Here is a 17,694-nt window from a genome sequence, read left to right as displayed (position 1 = left end):
ACTTATAGATGGTTTATTTTTTTCATTACAGCAAGTTTTTTATCTGTTTCAATAATACTTTCTGCAATGCTGGTAGCCATGTTCATAACAAGATTTAATCTTGTGTTTTGCAGTACAAAAAATTCCATAAACCCATTTAAATTTACAATGCCGTGGATATGCATATCACCAATTGCAGGGAGTTTTTTATTCATAGCGGCTCCGGGTTTACTAGGTCCTTTTCCGATTGTAATGGAACCAATATTTTGAGATTTTCCTAGACATGCATCAATTGCGATAATAAAGGGATCCATAAATGTTTTGTGTATTTCTGTAATCGTTTCTTCTAAGTTTAAAGCGTGGACTGGTGATTCTAATGTTCCGTATAAATGAAAATGTTGAATGTTATAATCTTGTAGTTTTGAACCAACAAGGGGACCTAATGCATCACCAGTTGATCGGTCTGTCCCGATACAAAGCACAATAAGTGGAGAGTCTTTTTCAATTGGAAGATGAGAGAGTAGAAAGCTACTAACTGTTTGATTGCAATTTGCATCATGATACATAACTTGCTCCGAATCTTTTTCAAAAAAAGGTAAGCGAAAACTTCCGATATTCACGAAGCATCCATCCTTTAATAGAATTTATCAAATTCATATGAATTTGATTTTCCTAAAAATTATTGCATGTCATATATTCTTTTGAATGTAAGAATTATATTGAGTTTATGGTTAGGGGAACTGTATTTTATGTTATGTATAAATTGGAAAACTTCCCATTTTCCCCCGCTGATGGAGAATGAACTCTGTTGTAAAAAGATGAAGTGTGAGTAGAAAGAAATATACATTTTTGTATCTAGATACTCATAAAATATGAATGCTGGTGAAGTATGTCATGTAGTCTGGAGAATACTAGTACTAGTATATAAAAAAAGTTGTTATTTTATACCTTATAGAGTGCGAAAATAAAAGCGTATGAAAGAACTTTTTTCGTAAAATATAGGAGAAATTCTGTTACAATAAATAATGAATATGAGATAGAAAGGCAGGTCGCGATGAAAGGACTTCACGACTTATATACAAAATTGTTAGATGCAGGATTATGGGAAAATATTGGTCTTGGTTTACTACAAATTGCACTTATTTTCCTTATTTCAAGCATAGTTATTCGAATTGGCAGGGCAATTATCAGTAATGCTTTCAAAATAAAGACAAAATCACCAATTCAAATTTCTGAAAGAAGAACGATGACGTTAGCAAAGTTATTAGAAAATATTTTTACGTATGTTATCTTTTTCGTTGTAATAATCGCTATTTTAGGGGTATTTGGAATTGATACAAAAGGATTATTAGCTGGCGCAGGGGTTGTTGGTTTAGCAGTTGGTTTTGGTGCACAAAACTTAGTTAAAGATGTTATCACTGGATTCTTTATTTTATTAGAGGATCAATTTTCTGTAGGGGACTATGTACGCTTAGGCCAATTTGAAGGAGTTATTCAAGAGATTGGATTACGTACAACAAAAATGAAGAAATGGACAGGTGAAATTCATATTATTCCAAATGGAAATATTAAGGAAGTAACAAATTTCTCTGTTAGTAATAGTGTCGCCTTTGTAGATGTATCTATTTCTTATGAAAGTGATATTGAACATGCAGAAAAAGTTCTTGAAAAGTTATTGGATGAATTACCAACAAGGTATGAGCAAATGGTTGCTCGTCCGCAATTATTAGGTGTACAGAGTTTGGCAGCATCAGAAGTTGTTTTAAGGGTTACAGCTGAAGTAGAACCGATGCAACATTTTGTAGTAGCGAGAGCGCTTCGTAAAGAAATTAAAAATCGCCTTGATTTACATGGTATTGAAATTCCATATCCACGTATGGTTCTATATAACCGTGAAGAGCTGATGAGTGAAAAGGCAAATTAGCAGTGAGAGGAGTTTAGAGAGTGGAACAAAAGCAATATAACTTGTACGATGTAGTGGAAATGAAAAAGGCTCATCCATGCGGTGAAAATCGTTGGAAGATTATTCGCATGGGAATGGATATTCGTATTAAGTGCGAGGGGTGTGGCCATTCGGTAATGATTCCTCGAAGAGAATTTGATCGTAAGGTGAAGAAAATACTTATAAAGCATGAAGAATAGATGAAAAAATAAACAGTAGCTGATGCAGCTGTTTATTTTTTTTCGCTATTACTACCTGTAAAAGCTCGATTGGTTTAACTAATAATTAGTGTGGGATAAAGTGAAACTGCCATTAGCGGGGGCTTCATCCCCCCCGCTAATGGCTAGTTGAACCAATCGGGCTCTTACGGGCAGTTATCCCCCACCTAGCTTCTTCGTTTTCTCTGAATTTTGAGGTGGGGATTTTACTGCCCGTTAGTGCGGGATAAAGTGCCCTCTCCGCTTCATAGAGTTTCGTTTTATGAAACTCTATGAAGCTTGTCATTTTATTCGTTACTATCTATAATGATGGAAGATTGAGACATAGGAGTGAAGAATATGGGATTAACGGCTGGTATCGTTGGACTACCGAACGTAGGTAAATCAACATTATTTAATGCAATTACACAAGCGGGGGCAGAATCTGCAAACTATCCATTCTGTACAATAGATCCAAACGTAGGGATTGTAGAAGTTCCAGATTATCGTTTAAATAAATTAACTGAACTTGTTGAACCAAAGAAAACAGTGCCAACTGTCTTTGAATTTACGGATATTGCAGGTATTGTAAAAGGTGCGAGTAAAGGTGAAGGATTAGGAAATAAATTCTTATCCCATATTCGTCAAGTAGATGCAATTTGCCAAGTAGTTCGTTGCTTTGAAGATGAAAATATTACACACGTAGCGGGTAAAGTAGATCCGATTTCAGATATTGAAACAATCAACTTAGAACTTATTTTAGCGGATTTAGAATCTGTTGATAAACGCATTGATCGCGTGGCAAAATTAGCGAAGCAAAAAGATAAAGATGCTGCATTTGAACATGAAATTTTAGTCCGTTTAAAAGAAGCGTTTGAAGAAGGAAAACCGGCTCGTACAGTTGAATTTACAGAAGAGCAAATGAAAGTAGTAAAAGGTCTTCACTTATTAACAATAAAAGAAATGCTATATGTAGCAAACGTTGGTGAAGATGATGTAATGGATCCATCTGGAAATGAATATGTACAAATTGTAAAAGAATTTGCTGCAAAAGAAAACTCTCAAGTAATTGTTGTTTGCGCAAAAATTGAATCAGAAATTGCTGAGTTAGATGAAGAAGAAAAGAGAGCTTTCCTTGAAGAACTAGGAATTCAGGAATCTGGTCTAGATCAATTAATTCGTGCAGCGTATGATTTATTAGGGTTGGCTACTTATTTCACAGCGGGTGTACAAGAAGTACGTGCTTGGACATTTAAAACAGGGATGAAAGCACCACAATGTGCTGGAATCATTCATACAGATTTTGAACGTGGATTTATTCGTGCAGAAACAGTATCTTATGATGATTTAATGGAAAATGGTTCTATGACAGCTGCTAAAGAAGCTGGAAAAGTACGATTAGAAGGAAAAGAATACGTTATGAAAGACGGAGATGTTGTGCACTTCCGCTTTAATGTATAATTTTTTTATTTCCTAGGAAAAAAATAAAGTATTTAACTTGGCAAATTCATTAGGTTTGCCAAGTTTTTTATGTTTTCGTGAGTTGCTTCCTCTAACTTACTATGATATAATCTAAACTCGTGAGTAATTACTATAAATTAATTGCTCCTTGCCCAATTTGGGCCGTTTAGACCAAAAGGAGGTGAAAGTGTAATGAAAAAGTACGAAATCATGTACATCATTCGTCCAAACATGGAAGAAGAAGCTCAAAAAGCTTTAGTTGAACGTTTTGCAGGCGTTTTAACTGACAATGGTGCAGAAATCATTAACACAAAAGATTGGGGTAAGCGTCGTTTAGCTTACGAAATCAACGACTTACGTGACGGTTTCTACATGATCTTAAACGTAAATTCTAACCCAGAAGCGGTTAATGAATTCGATCGTTTAGCTAAGATCAGCGAAGATATCATTCGTCACATCGTTGTTAAAAACGAAGCATAATCATTAAGATATATAGGGAGAGTGGTTCGATTGATGAATCGTGTTATACTCGTTGGTCGTTTAACTAAGGACCCTGACTTACGTTACACGCCCAATGGTGTTGCAGTAGCTACTTTCACGTTAGCTGTGAATCGCGCATTTACGAATCAGCAAGGTGAGCGTGAAGCTGACTTTATTAACTGTGTAATATGGCGTAAACAAGCAGAGAACGTGGCGAATTATTTGAAAAAAGGTAGCTTAGCAGGCGTAGATGGACGTCTTCAAACTCGTAATTACGATGGACAAGATGGTAAGCGTGTATATGTAACAGAAGTTCTAGCGGAGAACGTACAATTTTTAGAACCGCGTAATAGCGGTGGTGAGCAACGCGGTTCATTCAATCAGCAACCATCGGGAGCGGGTTTCGGAAACCAAGGCTCTCAAAACCCATTTGGTCAATCTGGTAATAATGGTCAGAATGCTGGCTTTACTAGAAATGACGATCCATTTGCAAATGTAGGTCAACCAATTGATATTTCAGATGATGACTTACCATTTTAATGGTATAGAACGGGTATTTTAAAACAGAATGGAGGGAAATGAACATGGCAGGTGGACGCAAAGGTGGACGTGCGAAACGTCGTAAGGTATGTTTCTTTACATCTAACGGTATCACTAACATCGACTATAAAGATGTAGATTTACTAAAACGCTTTGTTTCTGAGCGCGGTAAAATTTTACCACGTCGTGTAACAGGTACTAGCGCAAAATACCAACGCAAATTAACAGTTGCAATCAAACGTGCTCGTCAAATGGCACTTTTACCATATGTTGGTGAATAATAACGTATGAAATGCACAGTAGAGTGTCACTCTACTGTGCATTTTGCTATTCTTTTCTTTTTTATTCCTAAGAGCTTCATCTTAAGATTTAGAAGGAAGAAAATCAGTCGGAGATGAAGAAATCCCACTGATGGAAGTTTCACTTTATAAGAAAGAAGGTGTGGATAATGAAGCGCACACGACTTATTACAGAAGGAGCAGTTTTACTTGCTTTATATGCTATCTTGCTTCTTGCTTCTCTGTATATGCCCATTTTAGGGGCTATATTTATATTTGCATTGCCGTTACCATTTCTTATTTTTACGATAAGATTCCCATTAAGTAGTGCTTGTATGTTATTAGGAGCGGCGATTCTTGTAACACTTATTGTTAGTTCGCCTCTTAGTATTGTGAATACACTTATGTTTGGGATAACAGGTATTGTATTAGGACATATGTATAAAAAGAAAAAAAGTATTATTGAAATTTTATTGGTAGGGACACTTGTATATCTTGTGAGTTTTGTATTGCTGTATGTTGTCAGCGTAAAGTTTTTTAACATCGATTTTATTAAGCAAATGGAAGACGTGTTTAAACAATCGATGGAACAAAGCGAGAAATTTATGAACATGGCAGGTGCACCTGTAAATGAAGATCAACTGGCTGAATTGAAAAAAGTAGGGAATATGCTTCGCTTGCTTGCACCAGCTTTACTTGCTATGGGGTCATTTTTTTATTCTTGGATTACGATTTTAATTGCTAATCGTGTCTTAAAACGATTAAAGTACACGGTGGAATCTTGGCCGACATTCCGTGATATACAGATTCCTAAGAGTATCGTTTGGTTGTACGTCGCTGTTATTTTGCTTTCTTCTTTTACGAAAATAGAAGCAGGCTCATATTTAGAAATGGTGGTTTTAAATTTATCGACAATTTTTACCTTATTACTGTTGTTTCAAGGTTTTTCGTTCCTTGCTTTTTTTACAAATGCAAAAGGATATACTAAAGCTATTCCAATTTTAATTTTTGTCGTAGGTTTGTTTGTACCAGTTTTGTTCCCTCTTGTGACAATCTTAGGTATAATTGATTTAGGCTTTTCGTTACGGTCGAAAGTACAGGTAAAATAAGTAGTTGAAACAAAGTGCTTTTTATAAGCCTTTTTTTGTAACGAAACATAGAAATATAAACTTTTATCCTGCACTTAATGGGGCCGTAAGACTCTGTAAATAGGGGATAAGTCTGGTGGATTTGACTAAATATCAGTAGCGGAATGAAGACCTAACTGATAGAAGTTTCACTTTATAGGAGTTGTATATATGCCTGAATTTTATAAGAAACAGCGGTTTTTGTATCCTGTTTATGTGTTGGCATTTTTAGCGTTTGTACTCATTACAATTCTCGTCTATTTTCATTGGTTGATGGGGATGATTTCCTTCGTCGTCTTTTGTATCGTTTTATTTTTCACTATTAAATTTGAGCTTGCATTTCAAAAACGCTTTGAAAAGTATACGAATGATACGATTACAAGAGTTAAAAAGGTAAGTAATGAGGCTTTCAATCAAATGCCAATTGGAATTTTACTATATAACAAGGATTATGGAATCGACTGGGCAAACCCATATTTATCTTCCTGTTTAGGGCAGCATTCGTTAGCTGGATGGCATCTGTATGATCTATCAGAGACCCTACTTCTATTTACAAAAGGTGAAACAGCTAATGATATTGTATCTTTGAACAATCGGAAATTTCGCGTGTTTGCCAGAAAAGAAGAAAAGTTAATTTATTTCTTTGATGTGACAGAGCAAACAGAGATTGAGAAAATGTATGAAGACCAAAGAACGGTACTCGCTGTCATCTATTTAGATAACTATGATGAAGTGACGCAAGGACTAGATGATCAATTGCGTACAAACATTACAAGCCATGTTACATCTTTGTTGAATGAATGGGCTGTGAAACATGGAGCTTATTTGAAACGTGCTTCATCCGAGCGATTTTTCGTTGTATTAAATGAAAGTATTTTAGCGCAAATGGAGAAAGGGAAATTTGATATTTTAGACCAAGTACGTGAAGAAACGTCTAAACGAAATATTCCTCTTACATTGAGCATTGGTGTTGGTTCTGGTGATTTATCGCTAGCGGAGCTTGGAGCTATGGCGCAATCAGGTCTTGATTTGGCACTTGGACGAGGCGGAGATCAAGTGACAATTAAACAGGCGACAGGGAAAGTAAAGTTTTATGGCGGGAAAACGAATCCGGTGGAAAAACGTACTCGTGTACGTGCACGTGTTATTTCTCACGCTTTAAAAGATCTTGTGCTAGAAAGCAGCAATATTATTATTATGGGGCACCGAGCACCGGATATGGATGCTATTGGGGCAGCAATTGGTATTTTAAAAGTAGCACAACTTAATGAACGAGAAGGATATATCGTATTGGATGAAAATGATTCTGATAAAGGAATTAAACGTCTAATGGATGAAGTTAAGCAGCAAGGTGAATTGTGGTCGCGTTTTATTACACCGCAACAGGCGCTGGAATTTGCGAATGATGATTCGCTTCTTGTTGTAGTGGATACACATAAACCGTCCATGGTCATGGAAAAAAGGTTGCTTGATAAGATTGAAAATGTAGTTGTAATTGACCATCATCGCCGTGGTGAGGATTTTGTTGAAGACCCATTGCTTGTCTATATGGAACCATATGCGTCTTCCACGGCAGAACTTGTAACAGAGCTATTGGAATATCAGCCTAAGCGCTTAAAAATGAATATGCTAGAGGCGACGGCTTTACTTGCTGGCATTATCGTAGATACAAAGAGCTTTACATTCCGCACTGGAGCACGTACGTTTGATGCAGCCTCGTATCTTCGTTCACATGGTGCAGATACTGTATTAGTACAAAAGTTATTAAAAGAGGATATGGAGCATTATTTACAGATTGCAAAAACAATCCGAAATGCATACATTTATAAAAATGGGATTGCGATTGCAAAGGTAGATGGTGATGGGTTTTATGATCAAGTATTAATTGCACAATCGGCTGATACATTACTGACAATGACAGGAATAGTAGCTTCTTTCGTAATTGCGCGGCGTAGTGAAACTGTTATTGGTATTAGTGGGCGTTCTTTAGGAGAGGTAAATGTACAGCTTATTATGGAGCATTTAGGCGGGGGCGGTCATTTAACAAATGCCGCAACGCAGATGCAAGACATATCAATTGATGAAGCAGAAGTAAAACTACAATCTGTTATAACTGAGTATTTAGAGGGAGGAACACAATCATGAAAGTAATTTTTCTAAAAGACGTAAAAGGTAAAGGTAAAAAAGGGGAAGTAAAAAACGTACCAGACGGTTATGCGAATAACTTTTTATTAAAACAAGGTCTTGCGGTTGAAGCAACAAATGCAAATGTGAAAACATTAGATGCGAAAAAACGTAAGGAAGAAAAAGATGCAGAATTAGAGCTTGAAAAATGTAAGGAGTTAAAAGAAACTCTAGAAAAGTTAACGGTAGAATTAAAAGCAAAATCAGGTGAAGGTGGCCGTTTATTTGGCTCTATTACAAGTAAACAAATTGTAGATGGTTTACAAAAAGCTCATAACATTAAACTTGATAAACGTAAATTTGAGATGGATGACGCAATTCGTGCGTTAGGATATACGAATGTTACTGTGAAATTACACCCACAAGTGACGGCGACAGTAAAAGTACATGTTACTGAACAATAAACAAAAGATTGAAGAGGAGGTTTGCGCATGAGTGACGTATTTGCTGATCGTACCCCTCCGCATAATATTGAGGCTGAACAAGCCGTTTTAGGGGCTATTTTTCTCGATCAAGAAGCATTAACATCAGCTTCGGAAATGCTAATGCCAGAAGACTTCTATCGAACGGCACATCAAAAGATTTATCAAATGATGCTTGATCTTTCTGATAAAGGAGAGCCAATTGATTTAGTTACTGCAACAGCAGCGCTTGCTGATCAAAATTTGTTAGAAGAAATTGGCGGTGTTTCCTATTTAGCTGAACTAGCGGAAGCTGTACCGACAGCTGCCAATGTAGGATATTATGCACGCATTATCGCTGAAAAATCGATTTTGCGCCGACTTATTCGAACAGCAACGCATATTGTGTCGGATGGTTATGAACGAGAAGATGATGTAGAGAGCCTGTTAAATGAAGCAGAGAAAAAAATACTAGAAGTATCTCAGCGTACGAACACAAAAGGATTTCAAAATATTAAAGATGTTCTTGTGACAGCTTACGATAAAATTGAATTACTGCATAATCAAAAAGGTGAAATTACAGGAATTCCAACTGGTTTCACAGAGTTAGATCGTATGACAGCAGGTTTCCAGCGTAATGATTTAATTATTGTAGCGGCGCGTCCATCTGTAGGGAAAACAGCATTTTCTTTAAACATTGCTCAAAATGTTGCTACGAAAACGGATGAAAATGTTGCGATTTTTAGTTTGGAGATGGGATCCGATCAGCTCGTTATGCGTATGCTTTGTGCAGAAGGAAATATTGATGCGCAGCGTCTTCGTACGGGATCTTTAACTTCAGAAGATTGGGCGAAATTGACGATGGCGATGGGGAGTCTCTCAAATGCAGGTATTTTTATTGATGATACACCGGGGATTCGCGTTAGTGAAATTCGAGCAAAATGCAGACGCTTGAAACAAGAACACGGTCTTGGAATGATTTTAATCGATTATTTACAACTTATTCAGGGTAGTGGAAAATCGGGTGAAAACCGTCAACAAGAAGTATCAGAAATTTCTCGTACACTAAAAGGGCTCGCTCGTGAACTAGAAGTTCCAGTGATTGCCTTATCTCAGCTCTCTCGTGGTGTTGAGTCTCGTCAAGATAAGCGTCCGATGATGTCTGATATTCGTGAATCAGGAAGTATTGAGCAGGATGCTGATATAGTAGCCTTTTTATATCGTGAAGACTACTATGACCGGGAAACAGAAAACAAAAATACAATTGAAATTATTATTGCTAAGCAGCGTAATGGCCCAGTAGGCTCAGTTGAACTAGCGTTTGTGAAGGAATTTAACAAATTCGTGAATTTAGAACGGCGCTTTGATGAGGGGGCCTAGTGAGGGTATAAAAAAGAAACACATTTCTTATAATAAAATGTGTTTCTTTTTTTGTTTGTGAAAAATAAGGTTATCATAGTAAAAAAAATATTTCTTACGAACAAAAGGAATAAAAGAGAAAAAAATGTTCGTTTTTAAATTGACTTCTCTTTGCATTTTGGTACAATTATATTGTTTGAAAAGTTCGTTTGAAAATTGTGGAGGTGCTTGAATAATGTCTTCAGTAGTAGTTGTAGGAACACAGTGGGGAGATGAAGGAAAAGGTAAAATTACTGATTTCCTTTCTGAACATGCGGAAGTAGTTGCAAGATATCAAGGTGGAAATAACGCAGGACATACAATCGTTTTCGGCGGTGTTAAGTATAAATTGCACTTAATTCCATCTGGTATTTTCTATAAAGAAAAAATTTGTGTTATCGGAAATGGTATGGTAGTAGATCCGAAAGCATTACTTGAAGAATTAAAATATTTACATGATCGTGGTGTGAGCACTGATAATTTACGTATCAGCAACCGTGCGCACGTTATTTTACCTTATCATTTAAAACAAGATGAGTTAGAAGAAGAGCGTAAAGGTGATAATAAAATTGGTACAACGAAAAAAGGTATCGGCCCTGCATACATGGATAAAGCAGCTCGTGTTGGTATTCGTATGGCAGACCTTTTAGATCGTGAAGCATTTAAAGAAAAACTTGAGCGCAACCTTGCGGAAAAAAATCGTTTATTTGAAAAAATGTACGATGCAGAAGGTTTCAATGCTGGCGAGATTTTTGAAGAATATTATGAGTATGGACAACGAATTGCACAATACGTATGCGATACATCTGTTGTCTTAAATGACGCATTAGACGAAGGTCGCCGCGTATTATTTGAAGGTGCACAAGGCGTTATGCTTGATATCGACCAAGGTACGTACCCATTCGTTACATCTTCTAACCCAGTAGCTGGTGGTGTAACAATTGGTTCTGGTGTTGGCCCTTCTAAAATTCATCGCGTTGTAGGTGTATGTAAAGCATATACAAGCCGTGTAGGTGATGGTCCATTCCCAACTGAATTACATGATGAAATCGGCAATCAAATTCGTGAAGTTGGTCGTGAATACGGTACAACAACAGGTCGCCCACGCCGCGTTGGTTGGTTCGATAGCGTTGTTGTAAGACATGCTCGTCGCGTTAGCGGTCTTACAGACTTATCTTTAAACTCTATCGACGTATTAACAGGTATTCCAACTTTAAAAATCTGTATTGCGTATAAATATAACGGAGAAATTCTTGATGAAGTTCCAGCAAACTTAAACATTTTAGCAAAATGTGAGCCAGTATATGAAGAGCTTCCAGGCTGGACAGAAGATATTACAGGTGTAAGAACATTAGCTGATCTTCCTGAAAATGCAAGACATTATGTAGAGCGTGTGTCTCAATTAACAGGTATTTCATTATCTATGTTCTCTGTTGGTCCAGACCGTAACCAAACAAACATTGTTCGTAACGTATACGGCCTATAATCTTGTCTTTTTTTTAAGAGTACGGTATATTGAAGAAAGGACTCATATTGAAATGAGTTCTTTTTTCATGTTTTATTAAAATATGAAAAAAAGTATTGCAAAGATAAAACATCTTATGATATTATAATTCTTGTCGTCACGAAACATGACATTGGTGAGTATGAGCCATTAGCTCAGTTGGTAGAGCATCTGACTTTTAATCAGAGGGTCGAAGGTTCGAGTCCTTCATGGCTCACCATTTTATTTTCGTGGCCCGTTGGTCAAGTGGTTAAGACACCGCCCTTTCACGGCGGTAACACGGGTTCGAATCCCGTACGGGTCACTTTTTTTATATATTATTTTGGTCCCGTGGTGTAGTGGTTAACATGCCTGCCTGTCACGCAGGAGATCGCCGGTTCGACCCCGGTCGGGACCGCCACTTTTGTTTAATACCACAATTAGTGGTTTTATATATATGTTTTGGCTCGGTAGCTCAGTCGGTAGAGCAGAGGACTGAAAATCCTCGTGTCGGCGGTTCGATTCCGTCCCGAGCCACTCTCAGGATATTAGGTGGGCCCACTTAATATCCTTTTTATATTGTTCAATTTTACAAATGAGAGTAGTTCTTTTACAATAGAATGAGGGAGCCTCTAGCAGTTGAAGCTAGGGGCTTTTCTGTAAGGAAAGCATTAAACATGCAGGAGGAAACTAAAATGATGGGAAAGAAAATTTTAGTCGTTGATGATGAGAAGCCAATTGCAGATATTTTAAAGTTTAACTTAGAAAAAGAAGGTTTTGAAATTGTGATGGCGCACGATGGTGATGAAGCAATTGAAAAAGCAAATGAGGAACAACCGGATATGGTCTTATTAGATATTATGTTACCGGGAAAAGACGGTTTAGAAGTTTGTCGTGAAATACGAAAAAACCATGAAATGCCGATTATTATGCTAACAGCAAAGGACTCTGAAATTGACAAGGTGCTTGGGTTAGAACTTGGTGCGGATGATTATGTAACAAAGCCGTTTAGTACACGTGAGTTATTAGCACGCGTAAAAGCGAATTTACGTCGTCATCAGCAAGGAGGAGCAGCTGAAAAAGAAGAAAATGCAGAGATGATTATCGGTCCAATTGTGATTAATCCAAACGCATATAGTGTAACAAAACGAGAAGAAAGTATTGAGTTAACACATCGTGAATTTGAATTACTTCATTATTTAGCAAAACATTTAGGACAAGTTATGACACGCGAACATTTATTACAAACGGTTTGGGGTTATGACTATTTTGGTGATGTGCGTACAGTAGATGTAACGGTTCGTCGTTTGCGTGAGAAAATTGAAGATAATCCAAGTCATCCGACTTTAATTGTAACAAGACGCGGTGTTGGATATTACTTACGTGATCCAGAGCAGGAGTAATATATGAAGAAAGTTGGTTTTTTTCAGTCTATTCATTTAAAGTTCGTATTAATTTACATGCTATTAATTTTAATGGCGATGCAAATTATTGGTGTATATTTCGTTCGTGAGTTAGAAAAGAACCTTGTGAAGAGCTTTAAGGAATCATTAACACAACAAACGAATTTACTCGCTTACAATTTAAAGCAGGAATTTACAAAAGAAAGAGAAAAAACAGATCCCACTCTTGAAGGAGCAATTCAAACGAGCATAGAAGATTTTTCTTCTGATCGAAAAGCTGATATTCAAGAAGTTAGGGTGATTGATGCAAATAGCCGTGTATTAGCGACATCACATCAGTATAATCAAGGGATTGTTGGAAAGAAAACAACTGATCTACTGGTAAAGCGAGCTTTAGTACAAGGAAAACCCGTTGAAAAAATGGAAATAGATCGCAACACAGGGAATCGTGTGGAAGTTGTTGCCACTCCAATTCAAGGAGACAATAAGAAAACACTTGGTGTAATTTATATTGTTGCTTCTATGGAAGATGTTTATAAACAAATGAAGCTTATTAATCAAATTTTTGCAACGGGAACGGTTATTGCACTGTTGGTAACAGCTGTGCTAGGCACTTTGTTGGCACAAACCATTACAAGGCCAATTTCAGATATGAGAAGGCAAGCCATTGAAATGGCAAAGGGGAATTATTCTCGTAAAGTAAAAGTACATGGCAATGATGAAATTGGTCAACTAGCATTAGCATTTAATAACTTATCGAAGAAGTTGCAGCAAGCTCGTTCTTCTACGGAAAGTGAGAGACGAAAGCTTTCATCTGTGTTATCTCATATGACAGATGGGGTAATTGCAACGGATCGAAAAGGAGATATTATCTTATTAAATGATCCGGCAGAAAAAATGCTAAATGTTTCACGTGAAACAGCATTAGACCAGTCTGTTTTAGAAATATTAGGCATTCAAGAAGAATACACATTAGATAATTTATATGAAGAACCAGACTCTGTTATATTAGATTTTAGTACAAGGGATGAGCCATATATTTTGCGAGCTAGCTTTTCTGTTATTCAAAAAGAAACTGGAAAGGTGAATGGTTTAATTGCAGTATTATATGATGTAACAGAACAAGAACGAATTGATAGGGAACGCCGCGAATTCGTAGCAAACGTTTCACATGAACTTCGTACACCATTAACAACGATGCGCAGTTATTTAGAGGCATTGGGTGAAGGAGCGTGGCAAGATGAGAATATTGCACCGCAATTCTTACAGGTAACACAAGAAGAAACGGAACGAATGATTCGCCTTGTAAATGCACTATTGCAGCTTTCGAAATTGGATAGTACAGAATATCGTTTAATGAAAGAATGGGTAGACTTTACACAATTCTTTAGTAATATCATTGACCGTTTTGAAATGTCAAAAGAACAAAATGTATCTTTTAATCGTTCATTTTCTAAGAAATCACGTTTTATTGAAATCGATGAAGATAAAATTACACAAGTTCTCTATAATATCATTTCAAATGCGTTAAAGTATTCTCCAGAGGGTGGAACAGTGACATATCGTTTACGAGAAAGAGAAGATATGTTAGAAATAAGCATTAGCGACCAAGGAGTGGGCATTCCAAAAGAGAACGTAGATAAAATCTTTGAACGTTTCTACCGTGTTGATAAAGCGCGTTCGCGTAAACTAGGCGGAACGGGATTAGGTCTCGCGATTGCCAAGGAAATGATTCAAGCTCATGGCGGCTCAGTTTGGGCAAAAAGTGAAGAAGGAAAAGGGACAACCATCTATTTCACGCTTCCAATGGAAAAGGAAGAAGAGGATGACTGGGAATGAAAATTAAGAATTTAAAGTCAGTCTTGCTTATTAATTTGGTTGTTATTAGTTTATTTCTTACTTTTAATTTATGGACTTATGTGCCGGATTCTAGTAAATCACAAAATGCAAAGTATTTACAAGATAATACAGAGATGATGCAGAAGGGTCCTGAAAATGTCGTTTTGCCTTCTTTAGTTCTTTATCATAAAGAGAATACACACCTTGGAAGCGAAAATATAGATACTATTGATCCTTTGTATAAATTACTTGAGAGAGGAGAATTGTATGATTTTAGAGATATATCAAATGATATCCCAAAACATCAATTCCTCTCCTTCGTTCGTGGTAAAAATAAGATTGAAATGATTTTTCCTACACATATACCTTTGGATTCTATGAGAAGTGTTTTTACAATTAAAGAAAAAATCCCAGAATTATATAGCTTCAATCGTATAATGATTGATTTACAAGGAAGCCGGGATGGTAACATTCCTGTATATTTCATTTCGTATGAAAATCGCAAAGTATATCAAATGGTATTAAAGGGAATTACGCTCAAAGAACTTGATGCAGCACGTGACCAATTTACAGCTAATGCGAGGGAATACTCTCAATATACATTAAGTGATACAAGAGAGATCTTTTTACCAGATACGAAAACAGATATGCAAAGTATGGGATATTTAATAAGTGATATACCTGAGGATATATTTATAAATGCATTATTTACAGATCCTCGTTATGTAAAAAAAGTGTCTGATGATCAGGAAAACACATATACAGATGGAATTCGTCTTATGCAAGTACTAAAGAAAAAACAAATGCTGCAGTACACAAATTCAGCTGCATCAGATCAATCACACATATATGGAAACGCTCTTGTTCAACGCAGTTTTGATTTTCTTAATAGTCATGGTGGCTTAACAGATTCTTATCGTTTTGATTATATGAACTCTAAAACAGGACAAACAACGTATCGTTTATATGTTGATAGCTTGCCTGTATTTAATGAAAGTGGTATGGCGACGATAGAACAAGCATGGGGGACAGAGGAATTAATTTCGTATAAGCGTCCATTATTTAAGTTATCGACATTAAAGTATGGTGATGATCAAACAATTTCTCTTCCAGATGGTAAGACAATGATACAATCTTTAGAGAAGAATAAAAAAGTGGATATGAAATTAATTCAGGATATTCGGTTAGGATATAAACTTACACCAGAGCTGGGGGCCGATGGGAAAAAGATTGCTGCAGTAAATTTAAAACCTATTTGGTACGTTGTGTATGGTGAAGATAATAACATTCTAGAATGGAGTGAGGAGAAAGGGGGAGAGCTCATTGGATTGGAATAGGATTAAAACAATTTTTATTGTTGCCTTTTTCATTTTAGATCTCTTTCTTCTCTTTCAGTTCATTCAAAAGCAAGATAGTAATCAACTTGATTATATGACGGAAACGAATATTGAGGAACAATTGAAAGCAGATAAAATTACAGCTGATAATTTGCCGAAAGAACCGACGAAAGATACGTATATTATGGCGAAAAATAAGGTTTTTTCTGATGAAGATATACGTTCTTTAAAAAATCAAACGGCGTCTCTACAAGATTCGAATACAATTTCAAGTAAGCTTAAAGAACCATTTGGGAGTTCGAAAGCAACAATAGGTGATAATTATAGTGAATTTCTACGTTCTTATGTAATTGATGGGCAAAAATATAGTCCTGCTGGGAAAGTAGAAGGATCGAGAGTATATTTTTTTCAAAAATATAAGGATAAGCCCATTTATTATAATCAACACGGTATGATTGTTGCGGAGTTGAATGAAAAGAAAGAAATTATATCGTATACACAAACGATGTTATATGATTTTAAAGAGATGGGAGAGCAAAATAAGGAATTGGATATTATTTCTGCTCGGAATGCATTAGAAACGTTGTATACGAAAAATGAATTAAAGCAAGGGAGTCATGTAAAAGGAGCAAAACTAGGATATGCAACAGTGGTAGCTTCTTCTTCTTCAAATGTGCAAGTTCTTGTTCCAACGTGGAATTTGTATACAGATAAAATGGATTACTTTGTGAATGCAATAGAGGGACAAATTATTCAATTGGGCAAGGACAACAAGGAAAACGAGCAATGGAGTGAGGGTAAATGAGTTTGCATTTTAGTGTACTTGCAAGTGGCAGTACAGGAAATGCGCTGTATGTAGGGACAGAGCGCCAAAAATTATTAGTAGATGCAGGGCTAAGTGGAAAAGCAACAGAAGCTTTGTTTCAGCAAGCTGAACTAGACATAAATAGCATATCCGGTATTCTTGTTACACACGAACATAGTGACCATATTAAAGGACTAGGCGTGTTAGCACGTAAGTATGATTTGCCCGTTTATGCAAATGAGAAAACATGGAACGCGATGGAACATTTAATCGGTAATATTCCAACAGAGCAAAAATTTATTTTCTCAATTGGAGAGATTAAAACATTTGGAGATATTGAAGTGGAATCATTTGGTGTTTCACATGACGCTGCTGAACCAATGTTTTATGCGTTTCATCATAATGGAAGAAAGTTAGTGCTTATTACAGATACGGGATATGTTAGCGACCGAATGAAAGGAATTATTAAGGGAGCTAATGCTTTTGTATTTGAAAGTAATCATGACGTTGAAATGCTGCGAATGGGACGTTACCCGTGGAGCATTAAACGAAGAATTTTGAGTGATGTAGGACATGTTTCTAATGAAGACGCAGCTCTTGCGATGACCGATGTGATTACAGATGAAACGAAGCATATTTATTTGGCTCACCTTAGTTTAGATAATAATATGAAAGAACTTGCTCGTATGTCTGTTGAACAAGTACTTGAAGAAAAAGGACTTGCTGTAGGAGAAGCATTCCAGCTGCACGATACGGATCCCAAAATGCCAACTAAAATTCAATACGTATAATTCTTCATTTTGGTAAACAATAAAGGAGAATATAAATGCTTTCGGAAGG

Annotated in this window: 17 protein-coding genes and 4 tRNA genes; 20 read left to right on the top strand and 1 reads right to left on the bottom strand. The window is 36.4% G+C overall.

The window, feature by feature from the left end:
• Nucleotides 1–2: 2 nt before the first annotated feature.
• Nucleotides 3–599: a spore protease YyaC gene (gene yyaC, locus NKR74_RS23770; RefSeq protein ID WP_098310147.1), complete on the bottom strand. Its 597-nt coding sequence runs from the start codon at nt 597–599 to the stop codon at nt 3–5.
• Between the two features lie 434 nt (nt 600–1,033).
• On the opposite strand from yyaC, the gene NKR74_RS23765 reads away from it, so the two are divergent.
• From NKR74_RS23765 to NKR74_RS23670, 20 genes are all read left to right on the top strand, one after another.
• Complete coding sequence (locus tag NKR74_RS23765; RefSeq protein WP_098310146.1) at nt 1,034–1,903, top strand: mechanosensitive ion channel family protein; 870 nt, start codon at nt 1,034–1,036, stop codon at nt 1,901–1,903.
• A 20-nt stretch (nt 1,904–1,923) separates the two neighbouring features.
• Entirely contained in the window at nt 1,924–2,121 is a 198-nt protein-coding gene (locus NKR74_RS23760) for a DUF951 domain-containing protein (RefSeq protein ID WP_302850595.1), read from the top strand.
• Between the two features lie 357 nt (nt 2,122–2,478).
• Nucleotides 2,479–3,579, top strand: a complete 1,101-nt coding sequence (gene ychF, locus NKR74_RS23755) for a redox-regulated ATPase YchF (RefSeq protein WP_253631048.1) — start codon at nt 2,479–2,481, stop codon at nt 3,577–3,579.
• A gap of 192 nt (nt 3,580–3,771) precedes the next feature.
• The gene (rpsF, locus tag NKR74_RS23750; RefSeq protein WP_098310143.1) at nt 3,772–4,059 is read left to right on the top strand and encodes a 30S ribosomal protein S6; all 288 of its coding nucleotides are present in this window, start codon (nt 3,772–3,774) and stop codon (nt 4,057–4,059) included.
• A 30-nt stretch (nt 4,060–4,089) separates the two neighbouring features.
• A complete protein-coding gene (ssb, locus tag NKR74_RS23745) occupies nt 4,090–4,599 on the top strand; it encodes a single-stranded DNA-binding protein (protein ID WP_098310142.1) in 510 nt (169 codons plus the stop codon).
• Nucleotides 4,600–4,643: 44 nt separating this feature from the next.
• Nucleotides 4,644–4,880 carry a 30S ribosomal protein S18 gene (rpsR, locus tag NKR74_RS23740; protein ID WP_098310141.1) on the top strand — a complete coding sequence of 79 codons (237 nt, stop codon included), beginning with the start codon at nt 4,644–4,646 and terminating at the stop codon, nt 4,878–4,880.
• A gap of 167 nt (nt 4,881–5,047) precedes the next feature.
• Complete coding sequence (locus NKR74_RS23735; protein WP_253631047.1) at nt 5,048–5,986, top strand: YybS family protein; 939 nt, start codon at nt 5,048–5,050, stop codon at nt 5,984–5,986.
• Between the two features lie 189 nt (nt 5,987–6,175).
• Complete coding sequence (locus NKR74_RS23730) at nt 6,176–8,149, top strand: DHH family phosphoesterase (RefSeq protein WP_098310139.1); 1,974 nt, start codon at nt 6,176–6,178, stop codon at nt 8,147–8,149.
• Complete coding sequence (rplI, locus tag NKR74_RS23725; protein WP_098310138.1) at nt 8,146–8,592, top strand: 50S ribosomal protein L9; 447 nt, start codon at nt 8,146–8,148, stop codon at nt 8,590–8,592. The genes NKR74_RS23730 and rplI overlap by 4 nt, the downstream gene beginning before the upstream one ends.
• Before the next feature lie 27 nt (nt 8,593–8,619).
• On the top strand, nt 8,620–9,969 hold the full coding sequence (gene dnaB, locus NKR74_RS23720; protein ID WP_098310137.1) for a replicative DNA helicase: 1,350 nt from the start codon (nt 8,620–8,622) through the stop codon (nt 9,967–9,969).
• 214 nt (nt 9,970–10,183) lie between these two features.
• Nucleotides 10,184–11,473, top strand: a complete 1,290-nt coding sequence (locus NKR74_RS23715) for an adenylosuccinate synthase (RefSeq protein ID WP_253631046.1) — start codon at nt 10,184–10,186, stop codon at nt 11,471–11,473.
• 162 nt (nt 11,474–11,635) lie between these two features.
• Nucleotides 11,636–11,711 (top strand) — tRNA-Lys (locus NKR74_RS23710).
• Nucleotides 11,712–11,723: 12 nt separating this feature from the next.
• Nucleotides 11,724–11,795, top strand: a tRNA-Glu gene (locus NKR74_RS23705).
• 20 nt (nt 11,796–11,815) lie between these two features.
• A tRNA-Asp gene (locus tag NKR74_RS23700) sits at nt 11,816–11,891 on the top strand.
• 43 nt (nt 11,892–11,934) lie between these two features.
• Nucleotides 11,935–12,007, top strand: a tRNA-Phe gene (locus NKR74_RS23695).
• Nucleotides 12,008–12,165: 158 nt separating this feature from the next.
• Nucleotides 12,166–12,873: a cell wall metabolism DNA-binding response regulator WalR gene (walR, locus tag NKR74_RS23690; RefSeq protein ID WP_253631045.1), complete on the top strand. Its 708-nt coding sequence runs from the start codon at nt 12,166–12,168 to the stop codon at nt 12,871–12,873.
• Between the two features lie 3 nt (nt 12,874–12,876).
• The gene (gene walK / locus NKR74_RS23685) at nt 12,877–14,712 is read left to right on the top strand and encodes a cell wall metabolism sensor histidine kinase WalK (protein WP_098310134.1); all 1,836 of its coding nucleotides are present in this window, start codon (nt 12,877–12,879) and stop codon (nt 14,710–14,712) included.
• Complete coding sequence (locus NKR74_RS23680; RefSeq protein WP_253631044.1) at nt 14,709–16,049, top strand: YycH family regulatory protein; 1,341 nt, start codon at nt 14,709–14,711, stop codon at nt 16,047–16,049. The genes walK and NKR74_RS23680 overlap by 4 nt, the downstream gene beginning before the upstream one ends.
• On the top strand, nt 16,036–16,854 hold the full coding sequence (locus NKR74_RS23675) for a two-component system regulatory protein YycI (RefSeq protein WP_098310132.1): 819 nt from the start codon (nt 16,036–16,038) through the stop codon (nt 16,852–16,854). Before NKR74_RS23680 ends, NKR74_RS23675 begins: the two co-directional genes overlap by 14 nt.
• Nucleotides 16,851–17,645: an MBL fold metallo-hydrolase gene (locus NKR74_RS23670; RefSeq protein ID WP_098310131.1), complete on the top strand. Its 795-nt coding sequence runs from the start codon at nt 16,851–16,853 to the stop codon at nt 17,643–17,645. Before NKR74_RS23675 ends, NKR74_RS23670 begins: the two co-directional genes overlap by 4 nt.
• Nucleotides 17,646–17,694: the final 49 nt, after the last annotated feature.

This window comes from Bacillus sp. 3103sda1 (genome assembly GCF_024159135.1).
In the GTDB taxonomy this organism is placed as follows: Bacteria; Bacillota; Bacilli; order Bacillales; family Bacillaceae_G; genus Bacillus_A; species Bacillus_A rhizoplanae.
This window is presented reverse-complemented; position numbering and strand designations above follow the sequence as displayed.

Bases quoted from the DNA above. Each gene is read 5' to 3' on its own strand.
- NKR74_RS23765 (WP_098310146.1), top strand. From the start codon at position 1,034: ATGAAAGGACTTCACGACTTATATACAAAATTGTTAGATGCAGGATTA.
- ychF (WP_253631048.1), top strand. From the start codon at position 2,479: ATGGGATTAACGGCTGGTATCGTTGGACTACCGAACGTAGGTAAATCA.
- rpsF (WP_098310143.1), top strand. From the start codon at position 3,772: ATGAAAAAGTACGAAATCATGTACATCATTCGTCCAAACATGGAAGAA.
- rpsR (WP_098310141.1), top strand. From the start codon at position 4,644: ATGGCAGGTGGACGCAAAGGTGGACGTGCGAAACGTCGTAAGGTATGT.
- NKR74_RS23735 (WP_253631047.1), top strand. From the start codon at position 5,048: ATGAAGCGCACACGACTTATTACAGAAGGAGCAGTTTTACTTGCTTTA.
- NKR74_RS23730 (WP_098310139.1), top strand. From the start codon at position 6,176: ATGCCTGAATTTTATAAGAAACAGCGGTTTTTGTATCCTGTTTATGTG.
- rplI (WP_098310138.1), top strand. From the start codon at position 8,146: ATGAAAGTAATTTTTCTAAAAGACGTAAAAGGTAAAGGTAAAAAAGGG.
- dnaB (WP_098310137.1), top strand. From the start codon at position 8,620: ATGAGTGACGTATTTGCTGATCGTACCCCTCCGCATAATATTGAGGCT.
- NKR74_RS23715 (WP_253631046.1), top strand. From the start codon at position 10,184: ATGTCTTCAGTAGTAGTTGTAGGAACACAGTGGGGAGATGAAGGAAAA.
- walR (WP_253631045.1), top strand. From the start codon at position 12,166: ATGATGGGAAAGAAAATTTTAGTCGTTGATGATGAGAAGCCAATTGCA.
- walK (WP_098310134.1), top strand. From the start codon at position 12,877: ATGAAGAAAGTTGGTTTTTTTCAGTCTATTCATTTAAAGTTCGTATTA.
- NKR74_RS23680 (WP_253631044.1), top strand. From the start codon at position 14,709: ATGAAAATTAAGAATTTAAAGTCAGTCTTGCTTATTAATTTGGTTGTT.
- NKR74_RS23670 (WP_098310131.1), top strand. From the start codon at position 16,851: ATGAGTTTGCATTTTAGTGTACTTGCAAGTGGCAGTACAGGAAATGCG.